We start from the raw sequence: 17,620 nt of genomic DNA, 5'->3' as shown, positions 1-17,620 counted from the left end.
CCGCCACGAGGGGACCCCCATGACCACCCTGCCCACGCCCGCCGGCGACGCCTCCCGCACCGCCGCCCTCGAGCCGGCGGGCCCGCTGCTGGTCGCCGACGGGCTCCGCCTCGCCTTCGGCCCGACGATCGCCCTGGCCGACGCCTCGCTCGCGGTGCACCCGGGTGAGGTCCTGGCGCTCATGGGCCCCTCGGGCTCCGGCAAGTCGACCCTGCTGCACTGCCTGGCCGGGATCCTGCGCCCCGGCTCCGGGACCGTGACCTTCGACGGCCGGGACGTCACGGCGATGTCCGACGCCGGGCGCAGCGCGCTGCGCCGCTCCGAGTTCGGCTTCGTCTTCCAGTTCGGCCAGCTCGTCCCGGAGCTCACCTGCGCGGAGAACGTCGCCCTGCCCCTGCGCCTGTCGGGGGTGTCGCGCCGGGACGCGCACCGCACCGCGCGCGAGTGGCTCGCCCGGCTCGAGGTGCCCGACGTCGCCGACAAGCGCCCCGGGCAGGTCTCCGGCGGCCAGGGCCAGCGCGTCGCCGTCGCCCGCGCGCTCGTCACACGGCCGCGGGTGCTGTTCGCCGACGAGCCGACCGGCGCGCTCGACTCCCTCAACGGCGAGCGCGTCATGCAGCTGCTCGTGGCCGCCGCCCGCGACACCGGTGCGGCGGTCGTCCTGGTGACCCACGACTCGCGCGTCGCCGCGTACTCGGACCGGGAGGCCGTGGTCCGCGACGGCCGCGTGCGCGAGCAGGTCCGCGCATGAGCCGCGGCCGCAGCGGCCGGCTCACCGAGCTCGCCCTGGGCGTGCGGATGAGCGTGAGCGGCGGACGGTCCGGGTGGGCCCGGCTCGCCCTGGTCGCGACCGGTGTCGGGATCGGCGTGGCGATGCTGCTGCTCGTCGCCTCGATCCCCACGGTGCTGGACGCCCGCACGTCGACGGACGCCGCCCGCGCCCCCGGCACGCAGGTCGAGGCCGCGGGCGACGACACGCTCCTGGTCAAGCGGATCAGCTCCGAGGTCGGCGACGAGCTCGTCGTCGGCCACCTGCTGCAGCCCGAGGGACCGGACGCCCCGCTGCCCCCCGGCCTCGACCGCGTGCTCGCACCGGGCGAGTCCGTGCTGTCGCCCGCGCTGCTGGCGCTGCTCGAGTCGCCCGACGGTGACGTCCTCGAGGGCCGCTGGGGCGAGCGCGTCGTCGGCACGATCGCGCCGGAGGGCCTCGTCGGCCCGCAGGAGCTGCGGTTCCTCGTCGGGACCGACGCCCTCACCGAGGTGAACGGCCTGCGCATCGACGGCTGGGGCCGCGGTGGCACCCCGGGCGGCGGGGGCGGGGCGGACGCCGCGGTCCTCCTCATGGCGCTCGTCGGCCTGACGGGCCTGCTCGTGCCCGTCCTCGGGTTCATCGCCACCGCCGTCCGGTTCGGCGGCGAGGCACGCGACCGCCGGCTCGCCGCCGTGCGCCTGGTCGGGGCGGACGTGGCGACGACCCGGCGGATCGCCGCGGCCGAGAGCCTGGTCGGCGCGCTGGGCGGCGTCGTCGTCGGCGCCGCCCTGTTCGCCCTCGCGCGGGCCGTCGTCCCGCCGCTGGTCGCGCCCAGCCTGTCGTTCCACGCCGCCGACCTGCGCCCCTCCCCGGTCCTCGCCCTGCTCGTCGTCCTCCTCGTGCCCGCGGCCTCGGTGCTCGTCACGCGCTCCGCGCTGCGGGGCGTGGTCGTCGAGCCGCTGGGGGTCGTGCGGCGCGGCACCACGGTGCGCCGTCGGCTGTGGTGGCGGGTCGCGCTGCCGCTCGTCGGCCTCGTGCTCATGCTGCTGCCGCTCGTCCGCGAGGGCCGGGGCGGCTACCTCGGTGGCGCCCAGGCGCCGGCCATGATCGGGATGGCGCTGCTGCTCGTCGGCGTCGCGCTGCTGCTGCCGTGGTTCGTCGACGTCACCGTGCGTCGGCTGCGTCCCGGCGGGCTGGCCTGGGACCTCGCGCTGCGTCGCCTGCAGCTCGAGAGCGGCACCGCGGTGCGGGCCGTGTCGGCCGTCGTCGTGTCCGTCGCCTCGCTCGTCGCGGCGCACGGCCTCATCGGCGCCGACATGAGCCCGGCGGGGCGCGACGGCACCGAGCTCGTGGCCGAGGTGATGGACGACCGGCCCGGGTCGGACGGGTCGCACTGGGCCCCGGCGCTCGCGGGCACGCCGGGCGTGCTCGGCGTCGAGACGCTCACCCGTGCGTGGGGCGAGCCGGTGGCGGGCGGTGAGTCGATCCAGGTCGCCGTCGGCAGCTGCGCGGCGTTCACCCGGACGACCGGCGTCGAGGAGTGCACCGACGGCGACGTGATGGTCGTCGTGCCCCCGGGCGGTGGCGAGACGCCGCAGGCCGGCACGTCCTACCTGCTGGGCGCCCCCGGGTCCGACGCCCCGACGTGGACGCTGCCCGCCACGGCCGAGGTCGTCGAGCCGACCACCTCGGACGCCTACGGCAGCATGGCGACCTACGTGCACGCCACGCCGGCGGGGCTCGGTGGCGTCGACCTCACGGCGGCCGGCGCCACCACGGGGGTGACCGTCGCGCTCGACCGCGCCGTCCCCGACGCGGCGGAGCACGTGCGGACCGCCGTCTCCCGGACCGACCCGACCGTGTCCGTCATGGTCACCGACCCCGACGCGGACAGCCCCATGCTCGTGGCGATCCGCCAGGCGCTGCTCCTCGGCACCATGGCCCTGCTCGTGGTGGTGGGGGCCAGCCTGGTGGTCAACGTGGCCGAGCAGCTGCGCGAGCGGCGCCGGCCCCTGGCGGTGCTCGCGGCCTTCGGGGTGCGGCGCCGGACGCTCGGGCTCTCGGTGCTCTACCAGGTCGCCGTCCCGGTCGCGCTGGGCATCGCGCTGGCCGTCGCCGTCGGCACCGGCCTGACCGTCGCCCTGCAGGTGGGGTCCGACATGCCGCTGAGCCTCAACGTCTCCGGCATCGCCCTGACGGCCGGCGGGGCCGCGGCCGTCGTGCTGCTGGCGACGGCGGCCATCCTGCCGCTGCTGGGCCGGGTGACGCGTCCGGCGGGCCTGCAGGGCGAGTGACCTGCACACCGGCGCCCCACGGTCCCTCCGCCCGGACGGACCGTGGGGCGTCGTGCTGCGTGCGGCAGCGGTTCCCCGTTGAGCGAACACGGTGGGGGATGGTCCCGCGATGGGCGATGGTTCTGGTGAGCAGAACCGCGGCGTCCGTCATCCGGACGTGCGCCGCCGGCCCCGCGAGACGAGGAGACCGGCCATGACCGTCACCACTGCCGACGCCCCCACCGCCCAGCTCACCCGCCAGGACCGTTGCGACCGCTGCGGTGCCCAGGCCTACGTCCGGGCCACGCTGCCCGGCGGCTCCGACCTGCTCTTCTGCGGTCACCACTTCCGCGCCCACGAGGCCGCCCTCGTCGGCGCCGGCGCGGACGTCCTGGACGAGCGCCACCGCATCGACTGAGCCCGAGCGCACGAACCACCGGGCACGCGCGGGAGCACGCCGCACGTGCCCGGTCCGACGTTCATCCGGCGCACGGCCCCCGCGCGCGTCGCATCGTCGCTAGCCTGCGACGATGCGACGCCGCAGGCCCGTGCACGACGTCGAGGTGGTCGACGAGGACCTCGACCTCGACCTCCCCGCGCCGCCGTCCCCCGACCCGGCCCCGCGTCGGCCGTGCCGGACCGCCCTGACGGCCGGCGCCGTCACCGTCGCCCTCCTCGGGGCCGTCGCCGCGCAGGTCGTGACGGACCGGGGCACCGAGGACCGCGTCCGGGCGACCGCCGCGCTCCCCGGGGCGATCACCCCGCTGGCCGGCCCTCCCCGCATGCTGCAGGCCCTGTCCGGCGCCACCGTGCGCACGATGCAGGCACGGGCCGGCGACGACGTGGTGGTCGGCGTGCGCGAGAGCGGGCAGGGCGCCGTGCGGGTCGTGGCGCACCAGGGTGTCACCGGCTCCGTGGCGTGGGAGGTCGAGCTCGTCGACGGCACGACGCGCCCCGGGCCCGACCGCGCGGTCGACCACGTCGTTCCCGCGTCGGGCACGTGCGCGTCGCTGCCGCGGGAGGAGCACCGGGTGGTCTGCCTCGTGCACGACGGCCTGTGGACCGTGACGGATGACGTCTGGCAGGCGGTACCCGCCTCCGTGGCACGCGTCGTCGTGCTCGACACCGCGGACGGGTCCGTCGTCACCGAGCTGACCGGCCCGCTGGCCCCGACGACGAGCAGCGTCCTGAACGTCGTGGGCGACCTGGTGGTCGTGGTCGACCCGGGGGACCCGCCGGCCGTGCGGGCCGTCACGCCGGACGGCGCGCGCGCCTGGACCTGGCGGGGACCCGGCACGCCCGACGAGCCCTCTCCCGAGGACCCGCCCGACCGGATGGGCCACCTCGTCGAGGCGTTCCCGGTCGGCGACCTGGTCGGGGTCGTCACACCCTCGACGGTGCGGCTCCTCGACACCACCGGAGACCTCGTGCGCACCGTGCCCGTGCCCGACGGTCACGCCTTCTGGGGGTGGCAGCACGGCCGCGTCCTTCTCGGCTCCGACCAGGTGGAACGTGGTGCGTCCGGCGGACCCGGCGCGCTCGGCGGACCCGGCGGGTTCGGCGGACCCGGCGGGTTCGGGGCACTGGCCGGGCTCGGGCGGCCCGGGGACGACGGCCGCGACCGTGGCACCGTGGTGGTGCACCCCGGCGGGGAGACCCGGGTGCCGGGCGACCCGGTCGGGCTGGTCCTCGACGACGGCAGCGTGGCGGGGCTCCTGCTCACCACCGACGGGGCGAACCTGCACGCGTGGGACCTCGACGGCGAGGCGACGTGGACGGCGCCCTTCGACCCGCAGCACGGCGTCCTGGTCGTCGACCGGCGCGTGCACCTCAGCGCAGGCGCCGACCTCGTCACGCTCGACGCCCGCACCGGCGAGGAGGTGTGGCGCGCCGACGCGTTCACGGGCCCCGTGCTCACCGACGGGCAGCACCTGCTCACCCTGTCCGTCGCGCACACCGGCCCGGCGGTGGCCGCGCTCGACCCCAGGACCGGCGAGGAGGTGTGGCGGTCCCCGGTGCCGGACGGCACGCGGACCCTGTCGGCCCTCCACGGCCGGCTGACCGCCCGGACGCTCACCGCTGCGGGTGATGTCGAGGTGACGGTCCTCGGCTGACCGCCTGGTCGGTGGCCGCTGTGGGAGCGTCCCCCGGTGGACCCGGAGAGGGCCCCACGACCCCGGGGAGCGACAGGGCCCCCGCTGCGCGCGCCACCCCGACCTACCCTGAGGCCGTGACGACGAACCCCCTGACCAGGCGCCTGCGCACCCGAGGGTGGACGCCGTGACGACGACCCTCGCGATCATCGGCACCGGCGAGGTCGGCTCCCAGCTCGCCCGCGCCGTCGTGCGGAACGGGTACCGCGTCGTCCTCGCCAACTCCCGGGGCCCCGAGACGCTCACCGGGCTGGTCGCCGAGCTGGGGCCGGCGGCCCGCGCCGACCACGCCGCCGCCGCCGCGGCCGCCGGCGACGTCGCCGTCCTCGCGTTCCCCTACCGCCCCGAGCACGTGCTGCCCGTCGCGGAGCTGGCGGACAAGATCGTGCTCGACACCAACAACTACATGGTGTGGCGCGACGGCCACCTCCCCGAGGTCGACTCCGGGGAGGTCACCGAGCACGAGCTGCGCCAGCGGCAGCTGCCGACCTCACGGCTGGCCAAGGCGTTCACGCACGTGGAGGCGGTCCACCTGTTCGACCGGGCCCGGCCCGCGGACGCCCCGGACCGGATCGCCCTGTCGGTGTCGAGCGACCACCCGGACGCCGTCGCGTTCGTCACGCGGCTGTACGACCAGCTCGGGTACGACACCGTCGACAACAGCCCGCTGCGCGAGTCCTGGCGGACCACGCCGCGAACCCCGGCGTGGGACGACCACGCCGTCCAGGGCCGCGAGCAGCTCGCGGCCAACCTGCTGCGGGCGCGACGCGTGGTCCGGCCCTGACGGGCTGACGGGTCAGGGCTCTCGAACCCCTTCCCGACGGTCGGAGCCGAGAACCGCGTGACGCGGCCCACCGCGCCCGCGCGTGCGCGGGCCACCGCACGGCACGTACGGTCGTGCCTCGTGCGTGACGGACGGGACGGGGGCGGCGCGAACCGGGTCCTCGCGGGCCTCGACGAGCAGCAGACCGCCGCCGTCGTCGCACCGCCGGGCCCCGTGCGGATCATGGCAGGCGCCGGGACGGGCAAGACACGCACGATCACGCACCGCATCGCGTACCAGCACCTCACCGGGGACGTCCCCGCGCACGTGGTGCTGGCCGTGACGCACTCGAGCAAGGCCGCGGGCGAGATGCGCGACCGCCTGGCGCGGCTCGGGGTGGGCGGCGTGCAGGCGCGCACGTTCCACGCCGCGGCGCTGCGGCAGCTGCGGTACTTCTGGCGCGCGACGGGCCTGCCGGGCGACGGCCCGGTGCTCGTCGACGCCGACGGGCCGGGCGCGCAGTACCGCTACCTGCGTGGTGCGCTCGGTGCGGTGCTGCGGACGCCCGCGCGGGACGTCGACGCGTCGATGGTCACCGACCTGGCGACCGAGCTGACGTGGGCCGCGGCGCGCGACCTCACGCCCGAGGAGTACGAGGTGCAGGCCGAGGCGGCGGGGCGCAAGCCCGGGATGCGGCTGTCGACCGTCGCAGGCGCCATGCGCCGGTACGCGACCGCCAAGCGCGCCGCGGGCGTGCTGGACTTCGCGGACCTGCTGGCGACGTGCGCGCGGCTGCTGGAGGACGACGACGAGGTCGCCGCCACCGTGCGGCGGCAGTACGCCGCGTTCGTCGTCGACGAGTACCAGGACACGGACCCGGCGCAGCAGCGGCTGCTCGACGCGTGGCTGGGCGCGCGCGACACCCTCGCCGTGGTGGGCGACGCGCGGCAGGCGGTCTACGCGTTCAAGGGTGCGGACACCTCGCTGCTGCGCGACTTCACCGTGCGGTTCCCGCACGCGGTGACCGTCGACCTCGTGCAGGACTACCGCTCGACCACGCAGGTGGTCGACGTCGCGAACCGGCTCATGGCCGGGCGGCCGGAGGCAGCGGGCCCGGCGCTCGTCGGCGTGCTCGGCGACGGGCCGACGGCGCAGGTGGTGCGGGCGGACGACGAGGACGACGAGGACGCACGGATCGTCGCGACGGTCCGCCGGTGGCTCGCCGCGGGTGTGCCGCCCGAGGAGATCGCAGTGCTGCACCGGTTCAACGCGCAGGCCGTCGCGCTGACCGCGGCGCTGCGGGACGCCGGGATCGCGGTGGTCGCGGCGGACGGGCAGGCGTACTTCGACCGCCGCGAGGTCGCGCACGTGCTCGCGCTGCTGCGCCGGCACGCCGCGGCTGCGCCGGACGAGGACGCGGCCGAGGTGCTGGACCAGGTGCTCGCACGCGTCGGCCACGACGCCGACGCACCGCCCGACGGCACGGGCGCCGCCCGCGAGCGCTGGGACGCCCTCGAGGCGCTGCGGTCGCTGGTCGCGTCCCTGCCCCCGGCCGGCACCGTGCGGGCCCTGTCCGCCGACCTCGACCGCCGCGCCGCCGAGGACCACGCGCCACCCGGCCGCGGTGCCGTCACCGTCAGCACCATCCACAAGGCCAAGGGCCTGGAGTGGGAGGCGTGCGTGGTCGCGCGCATGACCGAGGGCTCGCTGCCGTCGGTGTACGCGACGACGCCCGCGGAGATCGCGGAGGAGAGGCGCCTCGCGTACGTGGCGGTGACGCGTGCCCGGCGGCACCTCGTCGCCACGTGGGCCGCGGCGCGGCGCGGCGGGCGGGCGAACACGCCGTCGCCGTACCTCGGCGCGTTCACGGCGCCGCGGGCCGGGGCGTCACGCTCGGGCCGCGAGGCCGACGCGCCACGGTCGCGGTCGACGCCCGCGCTGAGCGTCGGGCAGCGGGTCACGCACGACACCCACGGACTGGGCCGCGTCGTCGACGTGCGCGACGGGAAGGTGACGATCGACTTCGGGTCCGGTGGGCGCAGGACGGTCGCGTCGGGACGCATCGTCACGCTGTGACGAACCGCCCACCCCGGTCCAGGACCTGCGCCCCCTCGGCGGCCGGACCGCCCGGGTAGGCTCCCGGACGAGCCTGGCCCGACGGCTCACCAGGAGGAACGCACCGGTGGAGACCACGTCCGCACGCACCACGCCGACGCCGGGGACGACCCCACCACCGCGGCTGAGCCGCGACGGCAGCGTGCACGTCACCGACGAGCGGGTCAACACCGTCACGCACCTCGCGGCGAGCTGCTTCGCGCTCGTCGGGGGCGCCGTCCTCGTCGCCCAGGCGGTCACCGGGGGCGACCTGTGGAAGATCGTCGGGCTCAGCGTCTACGCCGCGTCCGTGCTCCTGCTGTTCGTCGCCAGCACGCTGCACCACGGCATCGACCGGGGGCCGCGCGTCAACGGCGTGCTGCGGACGCTGGACTACGCGTCGGTGTTCGTCCTGATCGCCGGGTCGGTGACGCCGCTGGTGCTGGTGCTGTTCCGCAACCCGTACGGCTGGGCCGTGCTGGGAGCGGTCTGGGTCGTCGCCGCCATCGGCATCGCGCTGCGCTCGACGCTGCGCGAGCTGCCCAAGTACGTGACGAACACGCTGTACATCGCGATGGGCTGGATGCCGGTGGTGCTCGTCGGGGCGGGCGTCGAGCTGCCCGTGGGGGCGTACGTGCTGATGGCCGCCGGCGGGCTGATCTACAGCGTGGGGTTCGTGGTGTTCGTGGTCGAGCGCCCCAACCCCCTGCCCGGCGTGCTCGGCTTCCACGAGATCTGGCACGTGCTGGTGGTGCTCGCCTCGGTGCTGCACTACCTGCTGATGTACCGGTACGTGCTCCCGGCCTGACACCCCGCAGCCGAGCAGCGCGTCGCCCTCCGGCGCGCGCGCCGTCGTCCCGGACGGGTCGAGGCGGGCAGGATGGGCGCGTGACCGACCTCCCCACCTTCACCGTCGCCGACCTCGAGGCCGAGCCCGTGCTCGACCTGCCGGCGTTCACGCAGGACGACGCCGTGGACCTCGGTCTGCTGGCCGTCGCCGTGGTCCGCGAGCGCGGCGCGAACCTCGCGGTGCGCGTCGAGCTGCACGGCGAGACGGTGTTCCTGGCCATGACCGGCTCGACGGGCGCGGGCAACCTGCCCTGGCTCGAGGGCAAGGCGCGGGTCGTGCACCGCCTCGGTGAGGCGTCGCTGCTGATCCGCCGGCGCCACGAGGCCGCGGGCACGCCCTTCGACCAGCGCACCGACGTCGACCACGACCGCTTCAAGGCGCACGGCGGGTCGGTGCCCCTGCGCGTCGCCGGCGAGGTCGTGGGCACCCTGACGACGTCGGGCGAGCCGGACGTCGTCGACCACGCGGTGGCAGCGGAGTCGGTCCGGCGGTTCCTCGCGGCGCGCACCGCCTGACGCATCCGCCGCCTGACGCACCTGCCGCGGGACGCGCGCGGCCGGGTGCGCCCCCAGGGCGTCGGACGTAGCGTCGAAGGGTTCGTCGACGTCAGGGGGGCGCCATGCTCGACAACCTGCTCAGCCCCGGCCGCATCGGCCGGCTCGAGACCCGCAACCGCATCGTCATGCCACCGATGCACGTCGGCTTCGGTCGCCGCGTGGAGGAGCAGGAGGTCGCGTACTTCGCCGCGCGGGCCGCCGGCGGGGTGGGCCTGATCATCACCGGGACCATGACGACGACGTCACGGTTCGAGGACAACGAGGGCTGGCCCAAGGTCGAGGACGACGCGGTCGTCCCGGACCTGGCGCGGCTCGCGGACGCCGTGCACGCGGAGGGCGGCCTGCTGGCGGGCCAGCTCACCCCGGGGTCGGGGCGGGTGGGACCCGCCGAGCCGGGGGGCGACGTCCCGGTGTCCTCGTCCGCGACGCCGTGGTTGTCCGACCCGTCACGCCTGTGCCGTGAGCTGAGCACGGCCGAGGTCGAGCAGCTCGTCGCCGACTACGGCCCGGCCGTGGCACGGCTGGCGGCCGCCGGGTTCGACGCGGTCGACATCCACTCCCACACGGGGTACCTGATCGACCAGTTCATGAGCAGCCAGTGGAACCAGCGCACGGACCGCTACGGCGGCTCGCTGGAGAACCGGCTGCGCTTCCCGCTGGAGCTGATCGCCGCAGCCCGTGCCGCGGCACCGGACCTGGCGATCACCTTCCGCCTGACCGTGGACCACCACATGCCCGGCGGCCGCACCCTGGACGAGGCGCTGCAGATGGCGCCGGTCATCGCCGGTGCGGGCATCGACCTGCTCATGGTCGACGACGGCGCGTTCGAGACCGTCGACTGGATCTTCCCGCCGTACTACATGGGCGACGCGCCGCTGCTGCCGGGGGCCGCGGCGGTCCGCCGTGTCGTGGGCGTGCCGGTCATGGCGACGGGCAACATGACCCCGGAGATCGGGGACCGCGCTGTGGCAGGCGGCGAGGTCGACTTCATCGGCATGGGCCGCGCGCTCATCGCCGACCCCGACCTGCCGCGCAAGCTGGCGGCCGCCCGGCCCGAGGCGGTCCGTCCCTGCATCCGCTGCAACCAGCTGTGCGTGGGCAACATCCTCGTGGGCCAGCCCCTGGGCTGCGCCGTGAACCCCGAGGTCGGCATCGAGGCGCACCTGCCGGGGCCCGCGCAGCAGCAGAAGCACGTGGTCGTCGTCGGGGCCGGGCCCGCCGGGCTGGAGGTGGCCCGCGTCGCGGCGTCCCGCGGGCACCGGGTCGACGTCTACGACGAGAACGAGCACGCCGGCGGTGTGCTGTGGCCGGCGGCCACGCCGGACTTCAAGCGCGAGCTGCGGCGCATGGTCGACTGGTGGCAGGGGCAGCTCGCCGACCTGCCCGTCACCCTGCACCTGGGACACCGCATCACCGCGGACTCCCCCGAGCTGCGCGACGCCGACCAGGTCGTCGTCGCCACGGGGTCCGTCCAGCTGGTGCCCGCGAGCATCCCCGGCACGGACCGGGACGACGTGGTCGACGTCCTGCGCTTCCACCAGGGTGCGCCGGTCGGGCACCGCGTCGTCATGGTCGGCGGCGGGCTCTCGGGGTCCGACGCGGCCCTCGAGCTCGCGCGCGAGGGGCACGACGTGACCGTCGTGGAGATGCTCGACGAGATCGCCCGGGACATGCTGCTGGTCAACCGGATCACGCTGCTGCGCGACCTGGACGAGGCCGGGGTGCGGCTGCTGACGAGCACCCGGGTGAAGGAGATCACGGACGACGGCGTCGTGGTCGAGGGGCCGGACGGCCCGGCGACCCTGCCGGCGGACACCGTGGTGCTCGCGCTCGGCAGCCGCCCGCGCAGCGACCTGCTCACGGAGCTGACCGCCGCGGGCCTGCCGGTCGAGGCCGTCGGGGACTGCGTGCAGCCGGCCAAGGTCGGGGAAGCGGTCAACAACGGGTACGCGCTGGCGGCGCGGCTGTAGCGCGCAGGAGCACGGCGTCGAGCGCCCACGCGTCCGGGGACCCGTCGGCCGCGAGGCACGTCACCCCGCCGGGTCCCGGGACGGCGGGGTCTCGGCACCTCCCTCGTCCGGCTGGTACCAGTCGCTGAGGGCGGGGTCCTCGGTGTCGAGCCAGGCGCCCGCACCCTCGTCGGGCTCGGTGGCCACGACACCCACGACGAAGTCGTCGCCGTGCTCCTCGATGCCCGCGCGGACACCCTGCTCCAGGGCCTCGCGGGCGTACCGGCGTCGCAGCGTCAGCGGGTCGCGCGCCAGGTCCTTGGCCCAGGCGACCATGACGAAGATGAGCACCACCGCGAACGGCAGTGCCGAGACCATCATGAGGCTCTGCAGCCCGGTCAGGGCGACCTGACCGCCACCGACCAGCAGGACAGCGGCGACCGTCGCGAGTGCCGCCCCCCACACCACCGTCGTCCAGCGCCGCGGGGTGGGGTTGCCCTGCTCGGACAGGCTGGCCATGACGATGGAGGCGGAGTCGGCGCTGGTGACGAAGAAGATGACGATCGAGACGACCGCGAGCACCGAGGTCACCGCACCGAACGGCAGCTCCCGCAGCAGAGCGAACAGCATGTCCTGCCCGGACTCGCTCGCGCTCATCGCGGACCTGGTCTGCTCGAGCCACATGGCGGTGCCGCCGACGACGGTGAACCACACCAGGCACACGGCGCTCGGCACGACGATGACGGCGGTGACGAACTCCCGCAGGGTCCGGCCACGGCTGATCTTGGCGATGAACATCCCGACGAAGGGCGTCCACGAGACCCACCACGCCCAGTAGTAGGTGCTCCAGGCGCTCATGAACTCCTGCGCGTCGGGCGACGTGGCCGCGGACTGGCCCATCATCACCGGCAGCTCGGCCACGAACGTCATGAGGGCGCCGGGCACGAGGTTGAGCAGGAGGACCGTCGGGCCCACGACCAGGATGAACAGCCCGAGCAGGCCGGCCAGGACCATGTTGACGTTCGACAGGGCGCGGATGCCGCGCTTGAGCCCGGAGACCGCCGAGAGGATGAACGCGACCGAGAGCACCGCGATGATGCCGACGATCACCGCGTTGCCGAGGGGACCGACGCCGCCCACGATCTCGATCCCCCGGCCGATCTGCAGGGCACCGATGCCCAGGGACACCGCGGTGCCGAACAGCGTGACGACGATCGCGAACACGTCGACGACCTTGCCGAGGACGCCCTGGCTGCGCTCCCCGAAGACCGGCTCGAGCAGCGCGGACATCAGCGGCGAGCGACCCTTGCGGTACGCCGCGTACGCGACGGCACCGCCGACCAGCGCGTAGAACGCCCAGGCGACCGGGCCCCAGTGGAACAGCGTCTGCGCGAGCGCGACGTGCATGGCCTGGCCGCTGCCCGGCGCGGTGCCGGTGAACGCCGGCGGCGGGTCGAGGAAGAACGACATCGGCTCCAGCGGGCCGTAGAACAACAGGCCGATCCCGATGCCCGCCGAGAACAGCATCGTCACCCACGAGACCGTGGAGAACTCGGGCTCCTCGTCGTCCTGGCCCAGACGGACGGCCCGGTGCCGGCCGAAGCCCAGCCACATCATGAACACGAGGACGGCGACGGTCAGGACGCCGAAGAACCAGCCGAAGTCCACGGTGACGAGCTCGAAGGCCGCGTTCGCGAACTCCGCGAGGCCGGCCGGGAGGAGCAGGCCCCAGGCGATCACGGCGAGCACCACGGCCGCCGCGATGGTGAACACCACCTTGTCGATCCGGAAGGAGAGGTGCGTCTGCTCGACACCGATCCCCGGCAGCAGCGCGGGGTGCGGGCTGCCGAGGGTGCCGGGAGAGGTGACCTCCTGGAGGATCCGCGCAGCGCGGACGCGTTGCGCGGCGGAGGGACGGCCGGACCGGCTGCTGGTCGATCCGGTGCGCGTGTCGCTCATCACCGATTCGCCCTCTTCCTGGGTCACGAACGGGCCATCGATGATAGGTGACCCGGGCAACCGGGCGCGTCCGACCCCCGGGCACACCCCCGCGCGCGGGCGACGGCCGGTCGCGCCCTGGCCTGCGTCCGCGCACCCGACGAGGCGGCGGAGCACCCCTCGCCGCGCCGCCGGACGTCGCCCGGATCACAGGCGTCGACGCAGTCCGCGCAACCCCGCACGGCAGCCCGGCGGAGTGGCACCGGCTCGACGCGGCGCCCCGGGGGTGCGTCCGGACGGGCCGCCGTCCTCGTCGCGACCTCACGGAGGTGCGCGACGTCACGCGCCCTCGATGCGACCCTCCCGATACCCCCCGGGGTATCTTCGGGTGACCCGGGGCACCGGGGACCGGACGAACGAGGGAGAGCACGAGATGTGCCGAGCGACGACGTGCCGCGTGTGCGGCAGGACCACCTGGGCGGGCTGCGGGCAGCACGTCGCCTCCGTCAAGCAGGGCGTCCCCGCGTCGCAGTGGTGCGACGGCACGCACACCGCCGCGCAGACCGAGGCCGCCGCCGCGAACCGCGGAGGGTTCTTCTCCCGCCTGTTCGGGCGCTGAGGAACGGTCGGCCCGACGACCTTCCCAGCGGCGCGCCGTACGATCCGGGACGTGCCGGCCACCCCTGTCATCCACGTGAGCGCCGTCGTCCTGCGCCGGGCCTCGGGCGAGGTCCTCACCGTGCGCAAGCGCGGCACGCACCGCTTCATGCTCCCCGGCGGCAAGCCGGAGCCGGGCGAGAGCGCCGCCGCCACGGCCGTGCGGGAGGCGCACGAGGAGGTCGGCGTCGTGCTCGACGAGGCCCGCCTGCGCGAGCTCGGCACGTTCCGCGCCGCCGCGGCCAACGAGGCCGGCCACGAGGTCGTCGGCACCGTCTTCGAGCACCCGCTCGACGGCGCGACCGCCCCCGCGGGCGAGATCGAGGAGCTGCGCTGGCTCGACCCCGCCGGCGCCCTGCCCGACGACCTCGCCCCGCTGCTCGAGCACCACGTGCTGCCGGTGCTGGCGGGCACGACGCCGCCGGTCTGACACGGCGACCGCCGGCGGGCTCGCGAGCCCGCCGGCGGTCCACCGCCGGTCCTGCTAGACCCAGGCCGTCCAGTCGGCCTTCGGGATCAGGCAGTGCACGCCCTTCACGGAGTCCACGACCTGGCTGACCTCGAAGTCGCCGGCCGCCGAGAGGTACGCCAGGGCCACGGCCCGCGGCACCCCGAACCGCACGTGCAGGAACGTCACCGCGTGACGCACCGCCCGGCGCATCGCCTCATCGAGGTCCGCGTCCATGCCGGTCGGGATCCAGTGCGTCGCCGTCTCGACGACCGGGTTGCGCAGGCCGCCGAGCGCGACGCCCGCCTGCGCAGCCGGCACCACGCTCAGCCGCAGCGTCGCCCGCAACGACGCCTCGAGCGCGGTGAGCGCGACCTCGCCGTTGCCCTGCGCGAAGTGCGGGTCGCCCGCGTAGAACAGTGCACCGTCGACCGACACCGGCAGGTACAGCGTGGCGCCGACGCCGGCGTGCTTGATGTCCATGTTGCCGCCGTGGTCGCCCGGCGGCACCGAGGGCACCGGTGCGGTGGTGTCCGGTGCGGTCCCCATCAGCCCGAGGAAGGGCGCGAGCCCGAACTGCACGGTGCGCCCGGGCCCGGCCTCCATGACGCCCACCTCCCGGCCGTCGCGGTGGTCGACCCACGCGAAGTGGCTCACGGACCCGTCGGTGATCATGCGGTCGACGTGCCGGGTGGGCGAGGAGTCCCGGTCCTGGGGGTACTCCCCCGCCAGGGCGCCGAACCCGTGCCGGTTGCTGACGAACCCGTACGGCACGCGGTACGCGAGGTCCAGGACGTCGACCCGCAGCATGTCGCCGGGCCGGGCGCCTGCCACGGCGATCGGGCCGGTCACCACGTGCGGGCCGTCGTCGGGGCCGTTGACCAGCCCGCTCGCCGCGACCTCGACCGCGTCGTCCAGCACGTCCACGTCCCCGAACTGGCGGATGTAGCGGGCCGGGTCGCGCCCCTGGTCGGCCAGCAGACCCTCGTGGGAGAGGGTGTCGAGCGTGACCGTCGCACCGTCGGCCACCTGCAGCACCGGCGTGGCGTCGGCGTTGGGCAGCCAGCCCCAGCGCACCTCGTCGGCGCGCGAGGGCAGGTAGTGCTCGCCGAGGACCGCGCCCTGGCCGGGCTGCAGCGTGGGGACGGCGACCGCCGTCGCGGCGCTCACGCCGCACCGCCCGGCATGCCGACCACCAGGTCGACCTCGACCAGCGCACCGACGGCCAGGCCGGTGACCCCGACGCACGTGCGGCTGGGCAGCGGGTCGTCGAACCAGGTGCGGTACTCCGCGTTGAACGCGTCGAAGTCGTCGAAGTCCGTCAGGTAGGCCCGGACCATCAGGGTGTCGTCCAGCTCGGCGCCCGCGGCGCGGACGACGGCCTGCAGGTTCGCCATCACCTGACGGGTCTGCTCCACCAGGCCGCCGGCGACGAGCTGCCCCGTCGCGGGGTCCGTGGGCATCTGCCCGGTGACGAACAGCAGGTCACCGAACTGCACGGCGTGGCTGAACGGGCCGACCTGGGGCGGCACCCCGGCCGACGGGGGGAAGACGTGGTGCGTGCGTGTCTTGCTCATCTCTCAGACCTCCGCCGAGTCCATCGCGCGGACGAAGCGACGCGTCGCCTCGACCTGCGGGTCACCGATCACCTGCTCTGCCGTGCCCTGCTCGACGACCACCCCGCCCGCCATGAAGACGACCCGGTCCGCCACCTCGCGGGCGAACCGCAGCTGGTGGGTGGCGATGATCATCGTGAGACCGCCCTGCCGCGCCAGGTTCTGGATGACGCCCAGCACCTCCGCGACCAGCTCGGGGTCCAGCGCGCTGGTCGGCTCGTCGAGCAGCAGCACCTTGGGGTTGGACGCCAGCGCCCGGGCGATGCCCACGCGCTGCTGCTGACCACCGGACATGTGCCGCGGCAGGGCGTCCGCGCGGTGCGCCATGCCCACCTGCGCCAGCAGCTCGTCGGCGCGGGCGTCGGCGTCCTCCCGGGACCAGCCGTGCACCCAGCGCAGCGGCGCCGCGACGTTCTCCCGCGCCGTGAGGTGGTGGAACAGGTTGAACTGCTGGAACACCATCCCCACGCCGGCGTCGACGCGCTGCTTCGCGACGTGCCGCTCGACCAGCTCGTCGCCCCGCTCGGAGTACCCGATGGCCGTGCCGCCGACCAGCACGGCACCGCCGTCCAGGCCCTCGAGGTGGTTGATGCAGCGCAGCAGCGTGCTCTTGCCCGAGCCGCTGGGTCCCAGCAGCGCCACCACCTCACCCTGCCGGATCTGCAGGTCGATGCCGCGCAGCACCTCGTTCTCGCCGTAGGACTTGCGCAGGCCGAACGCCTCGATGAGCGCCTGGCCGAAGCTGCGCGGCGGCGGGTCCGCGTGGGTCAGCGGTGCCGCCTCCCCCACGCCGGCGTCCGTGCGGTCGGGGGCCCGGCGCGGGTCGGGCTCGACCGTCGCGGGCACGGCCACCGCCGGTCGGCCGAGGCGTGCCGCCCACGTCCGCAGCGAGGTCCGCGACGGACGGTCGAGGTCGAGCGCCCGCTCCACCGCGAGCTGCACCAGGGTCAGCGCCCCGGTCAGCACCAGGTACATCACGGCGGTGGCGAAGTAGATCTCGAAGTAGTCGAACGTGGCCGACGCGAGCTGCTGCGTGCGCAGCGTGAGCTCCGGGACCGCGATGATCGACGCGAGCGCCGAGTTCTTCATCGTGGTGACGGCCTCGCTGCCCAGCGCCGGGACCATCGAGCGCAGGGCCTGGGGGGCCACGACGCGACGCATGAGCAGCGTCGGCCGCATGCCCAGGGCCCGGCCCGCGGCGACCTGCCCGGGGTCGACGCCCTTGATGCCGGAGCGGAAGATCTCCGCGAAGAACACCGCCTCGTTCAGCGCGAGCGCCACGCCGCCTGCCACGAGCGGGGACAGGGTGATCCCCGCCCGTGGCAGCACGGAGAAGACGAAGACGAGCTGCAGGATCAGGGGCGTGCCGCGGTAGAGCGTCACGTACGCCCGGGCGACCCACGTGAGGGCCGGGAAGCGGGTGAGCTGCATCGCCGCGAGGAGCAGGCCCAGGACCATGCCGCCGGCGAACCCCATCGCGGTGAGCCGCAGGGTGAAGCCGATGCCCTCGAGGAGGTAGGGAAGGGTCAGGTAGTGCAGGAACTCGGTCATGGTCGGGCCGCCCTCGCGTC

General features: G+C 75.2%; 15 protein-coding genes. 11 read left to right on the top strand and 4 right to left on the bottom strand.

Going from position 1 to position 17,620, the window contains the following annotated elements:
• Positions 1–19 precede the first annotated feature (19 nt).
• The 9 genes from BMZ16_RS03990 (at position 20) to BMZ16_RS03950 (ending at position 11,411) form a co-directional block, all read left to right on the top strand.
• A complete protein-coding gene (locus BMZ16_RS03990) occupies positions 20–751 on the top strand; it encodes an ABC transporter ATP-binding protein (protein ID WP_089798252.1) in 732 nt (243 codons plus the stop codon).
• Positions 748–3,045 carry an FtsX-like permease family protein gene (locus BMZ16_RS03985; RefSeq protein WP_089798251.1) on the top strand — a complete coding sequence of 766 codons (2,298 nt, stop codon included), beginning with the start codon at positions 748–750 and terminating at the stop codon, positions 3,043–3,045. The genes BMZ16_RS03990 and BMZ16_RS03985 overlap by 4 nt, the downstream gene beginning before the upstream one ends.
• 193 nt (positions 3,046–3,238) lie before the next feature.
• Positions 3,239–3,442: a DUF7455 domain-containing protein gene (locus BMZ16_RS03980; RefSeq protein ID WP_089798250.1), complete on the top strand. Its 204-nt coding sequence runs from the start codon at positions 3,239–3,241 to the stop codon at positions 3,440–3,442.
• Between the two features lie 112 nt (positions 3,443–3,554).
• Positions 3,555–5,138: an outer membrane protein assembly factor BamB family protein gene (locus BMZ16_RS03975; RefSeq protein WP_089798249.1), complete on the top strand. Its 1,584-nt coding sequence runs from the start codon at positions 3,555–3,557 to the stop codon at positions 5,136–5,138.
• 166 nt (positions 5,139–5,304) lie between these two features.
• Entirely contained in the window at positions 5,305–5,961 is a 657-nt protein-coding gene (locus tag BMZ16_RS03970) for an NADPH-dependent F420 reductase (RefSeq protein WP_089798720.1), read from the top strand.
• Positions 5,962–6,081: 120 nt separating this feature from the next.
• Positions 6,082–8,016, top strand: a complete 1,935-nt coding sequence (locus tag BMZ16_RS03965) for an ATP-dependent helicase (protein ID WP_177199578.1) — start codon at positions 6,082–6,084, stop codon at positions 8,014–8,016.
• Positions 8,017–8,122: 106 nt separating this feature from the next.
• Positions 8,123–8,842: a PAQR family membrane homeostasis protein TrhA gene (locus BMZ16_RS03960; protein ID WP_089798247.1), complete on the top strand. Its 720-nt coding sequence runs from the start codon at positions 8,123–8,125 to the stop codon at positions 8,840–8,842.
• A gap of 80 nt (positions 8,843–8,922) precedes the next feature.
• A complete protein-coding gene (locus BMZ16_RS03955; protein WP_089798246.1) occupies positions 8,923–9,399 on the top strand; it encodes a heme-binding protein in 477 nt (158 codons plus the stop codon).
• A gap of 104 nt (positions 9,400–9,503) precedes the next feature.
• Positions 9,504–11,411, top strand: coding sequence for an oxidoreductase (locus BMZ16_RS03950; protein ID WP_089798245.1), 1,908 nt, complete (start codon positions 9,504–9,506; stop codon positions 11,409–11,411).
• Positions 11,412–11,471: 60 nt separating this feature from the next.
• On the opposite strand, the gene BMZ16_RS03945 is transcribed toward BMZ16_RS03950, so the two are convergent.
• Positions 11,472–13,349, bottom strand: a complete 1,878-nt coding sequence (locus BMZ16_RS03945) for a BCCT family transporter (protein WP_143082745.1) — start codon at positions 13,347–13,349, stop codon at positions 11,472–11,474.
• A 412-nt stretch (positions 13,350–13,761) separates the two neighbouring features.
• On the opposite strand from BMZ16_RS03945, the gene BMZ16_RS03940 reads away from it, so the two are divergent.
• Both BMZ16_RS03940 and BMZ16_RS03935 read left to right on the top strand, forming a co-directional pair.
• Positions 13,762–13,947, top strand: a complete 186-nt coding sequence (locus BMZ16_RS03940) for a hypothetical protein (protein ID WP_089798719.1) — start codon at positions 13,762–13,764, stop codon at positions 13,945–13,947.
• A gap of 51 nt (positions 13,948–13,998) precedes the next feature.
• Positions 13,999–14,415, top strand: coding sequence for an NUDIX hydrolase (locus BMZ16_RS03935; RefSeq protein ID WP_218143307.1), 417 nt, complete (start codon positions 13,999–14,001; stop codon positions 14,413–14,415).
• Positions 14,416–14,469: 54 nt separating this feature from the next.
• Here the strand turns inward: BMZ16_RS03935 and BMZ16_RS03930 are convergent, their stop codons facing one another.
• The 3 genes from BMZ16_RS03930 to BMZ16_RS20020 are packed head-to-tail and all read right to left on the bottom strand — an operon-like array spanning position 14,470 to position 17,600.
• The gene (locus BMZ16_RS03930; RefSeq protein WP_089798243.1) at positions 14,470–15,603 is read right to left on the bottom strand and encodes an acetamidase/formamidase family protein; all 1,134 of its coding nucleotides are present in this window, start codon (positions 15,601–15,603) and stop codon (positions 14,470–14,472) included.
• Entirely contained in the window at positions 15,600–16,010 is a 411-nt protein-coding gene (locus tag BMZ16_RS03925) for a RidA family protein (protein ID WP_089798242.1), read from the bottom strand. Before BMZ16_RS03925 ends, BMZ16_RS03930 begins: the two co-directional genes overlap by 4 nt.
• Before the next feature lie 3 nt (positions 16,011–16,013).
• Positions 16,014–17,600, bottom strand: coding sequence for an amino acid ABC transporter permease/ATP-binding protein (locus tag BMZ16_RS20020; protein WP_089798241.1), 1,587 nt, complete (start codon positions 17,598–17,600; stop codon positions 16,014–16,016).
• Positions 17,601–17,620: the final 20 nt, after the last annotated feature.

Source organism: Cellulomonas sp. KH9, assembly GCF_900114185.1.
Taxonomy (GTDB): domain Bacteria; phylum Actinomycetota; class Actinomycetes; order Actinomycetales; family Cellulomonadaceae; genus Cellulomonas.
This window is presented reverse-complemented; position numbering and strand designations above follow the sequence as displayed.

Bases quoted from the DNA above. Each gene is read 5' to 3' on its own strand.
- BMZ16_RS03990 (WP_089798252.1), top strand. From the start codon at position 20: ATGACCACCCTGCCCACGCCCGCCGGCGACGCCTCCCGCACCGCCGCC.
- BMZ16_RS03985 (WP_089798251.1), top strand. From the start codon at position 748: ATGAGCCGCGGCCGCAGCGGCCGGCTCACCGAGCTCGCCCTGGGCGTG.
- BMZ16_RS03980 (WP_089798250.1), top strand. From the start codon at position 3,239: ATGACCGTCACCACTGCCGACGCCCCCACCGCCCAGCTCACCCGCCAG.
- BMZ16_RS03975 (WP_089798249.1), top strand. From the start codon at position 3,555: ATGCGACGCCGCAGGCCCGTGCACGACGTCGAGGTGGTCGACGAGGAC.
- BMZ16_RS03950 (WP_089798245.1), top strand. From the start codon at position 9,504: ATGCTCGACAACCTGCTCAGCCCCGGCCGCATCGGCCGGCTCGAGACC.
- BMZ16_RS03945 (WP_143082745.1), bottom strand. From the start codon at position 13,349: ATGAGCGACACGCGCACCGGATCGACCAGCAGCCGGTCCGGCCGTCCC.
- BMZ16_RS03940 (WP_089798719.1), top strand. From the start codon at position 13,762: ATGTGCCGAGCGACGACGTGCCGCGTGTGCGGCAGGACCACCTGGGCG.
- BMZ16_RS03925 (WP_089798242.1), bottom strand. From the start codon at position 16,010: ATGAGCAAGACACGCACGCACCACGTCTTCCCCCCGTCGGCCGGGGTG.
- BMZ16_RS20020 (WP_089798241.1), bottom strand. From the start codon at position 17,600: ATGACCGAGTTCCTGCACTACCTGACCCTTCCCTACCTCCTCGAGGGC.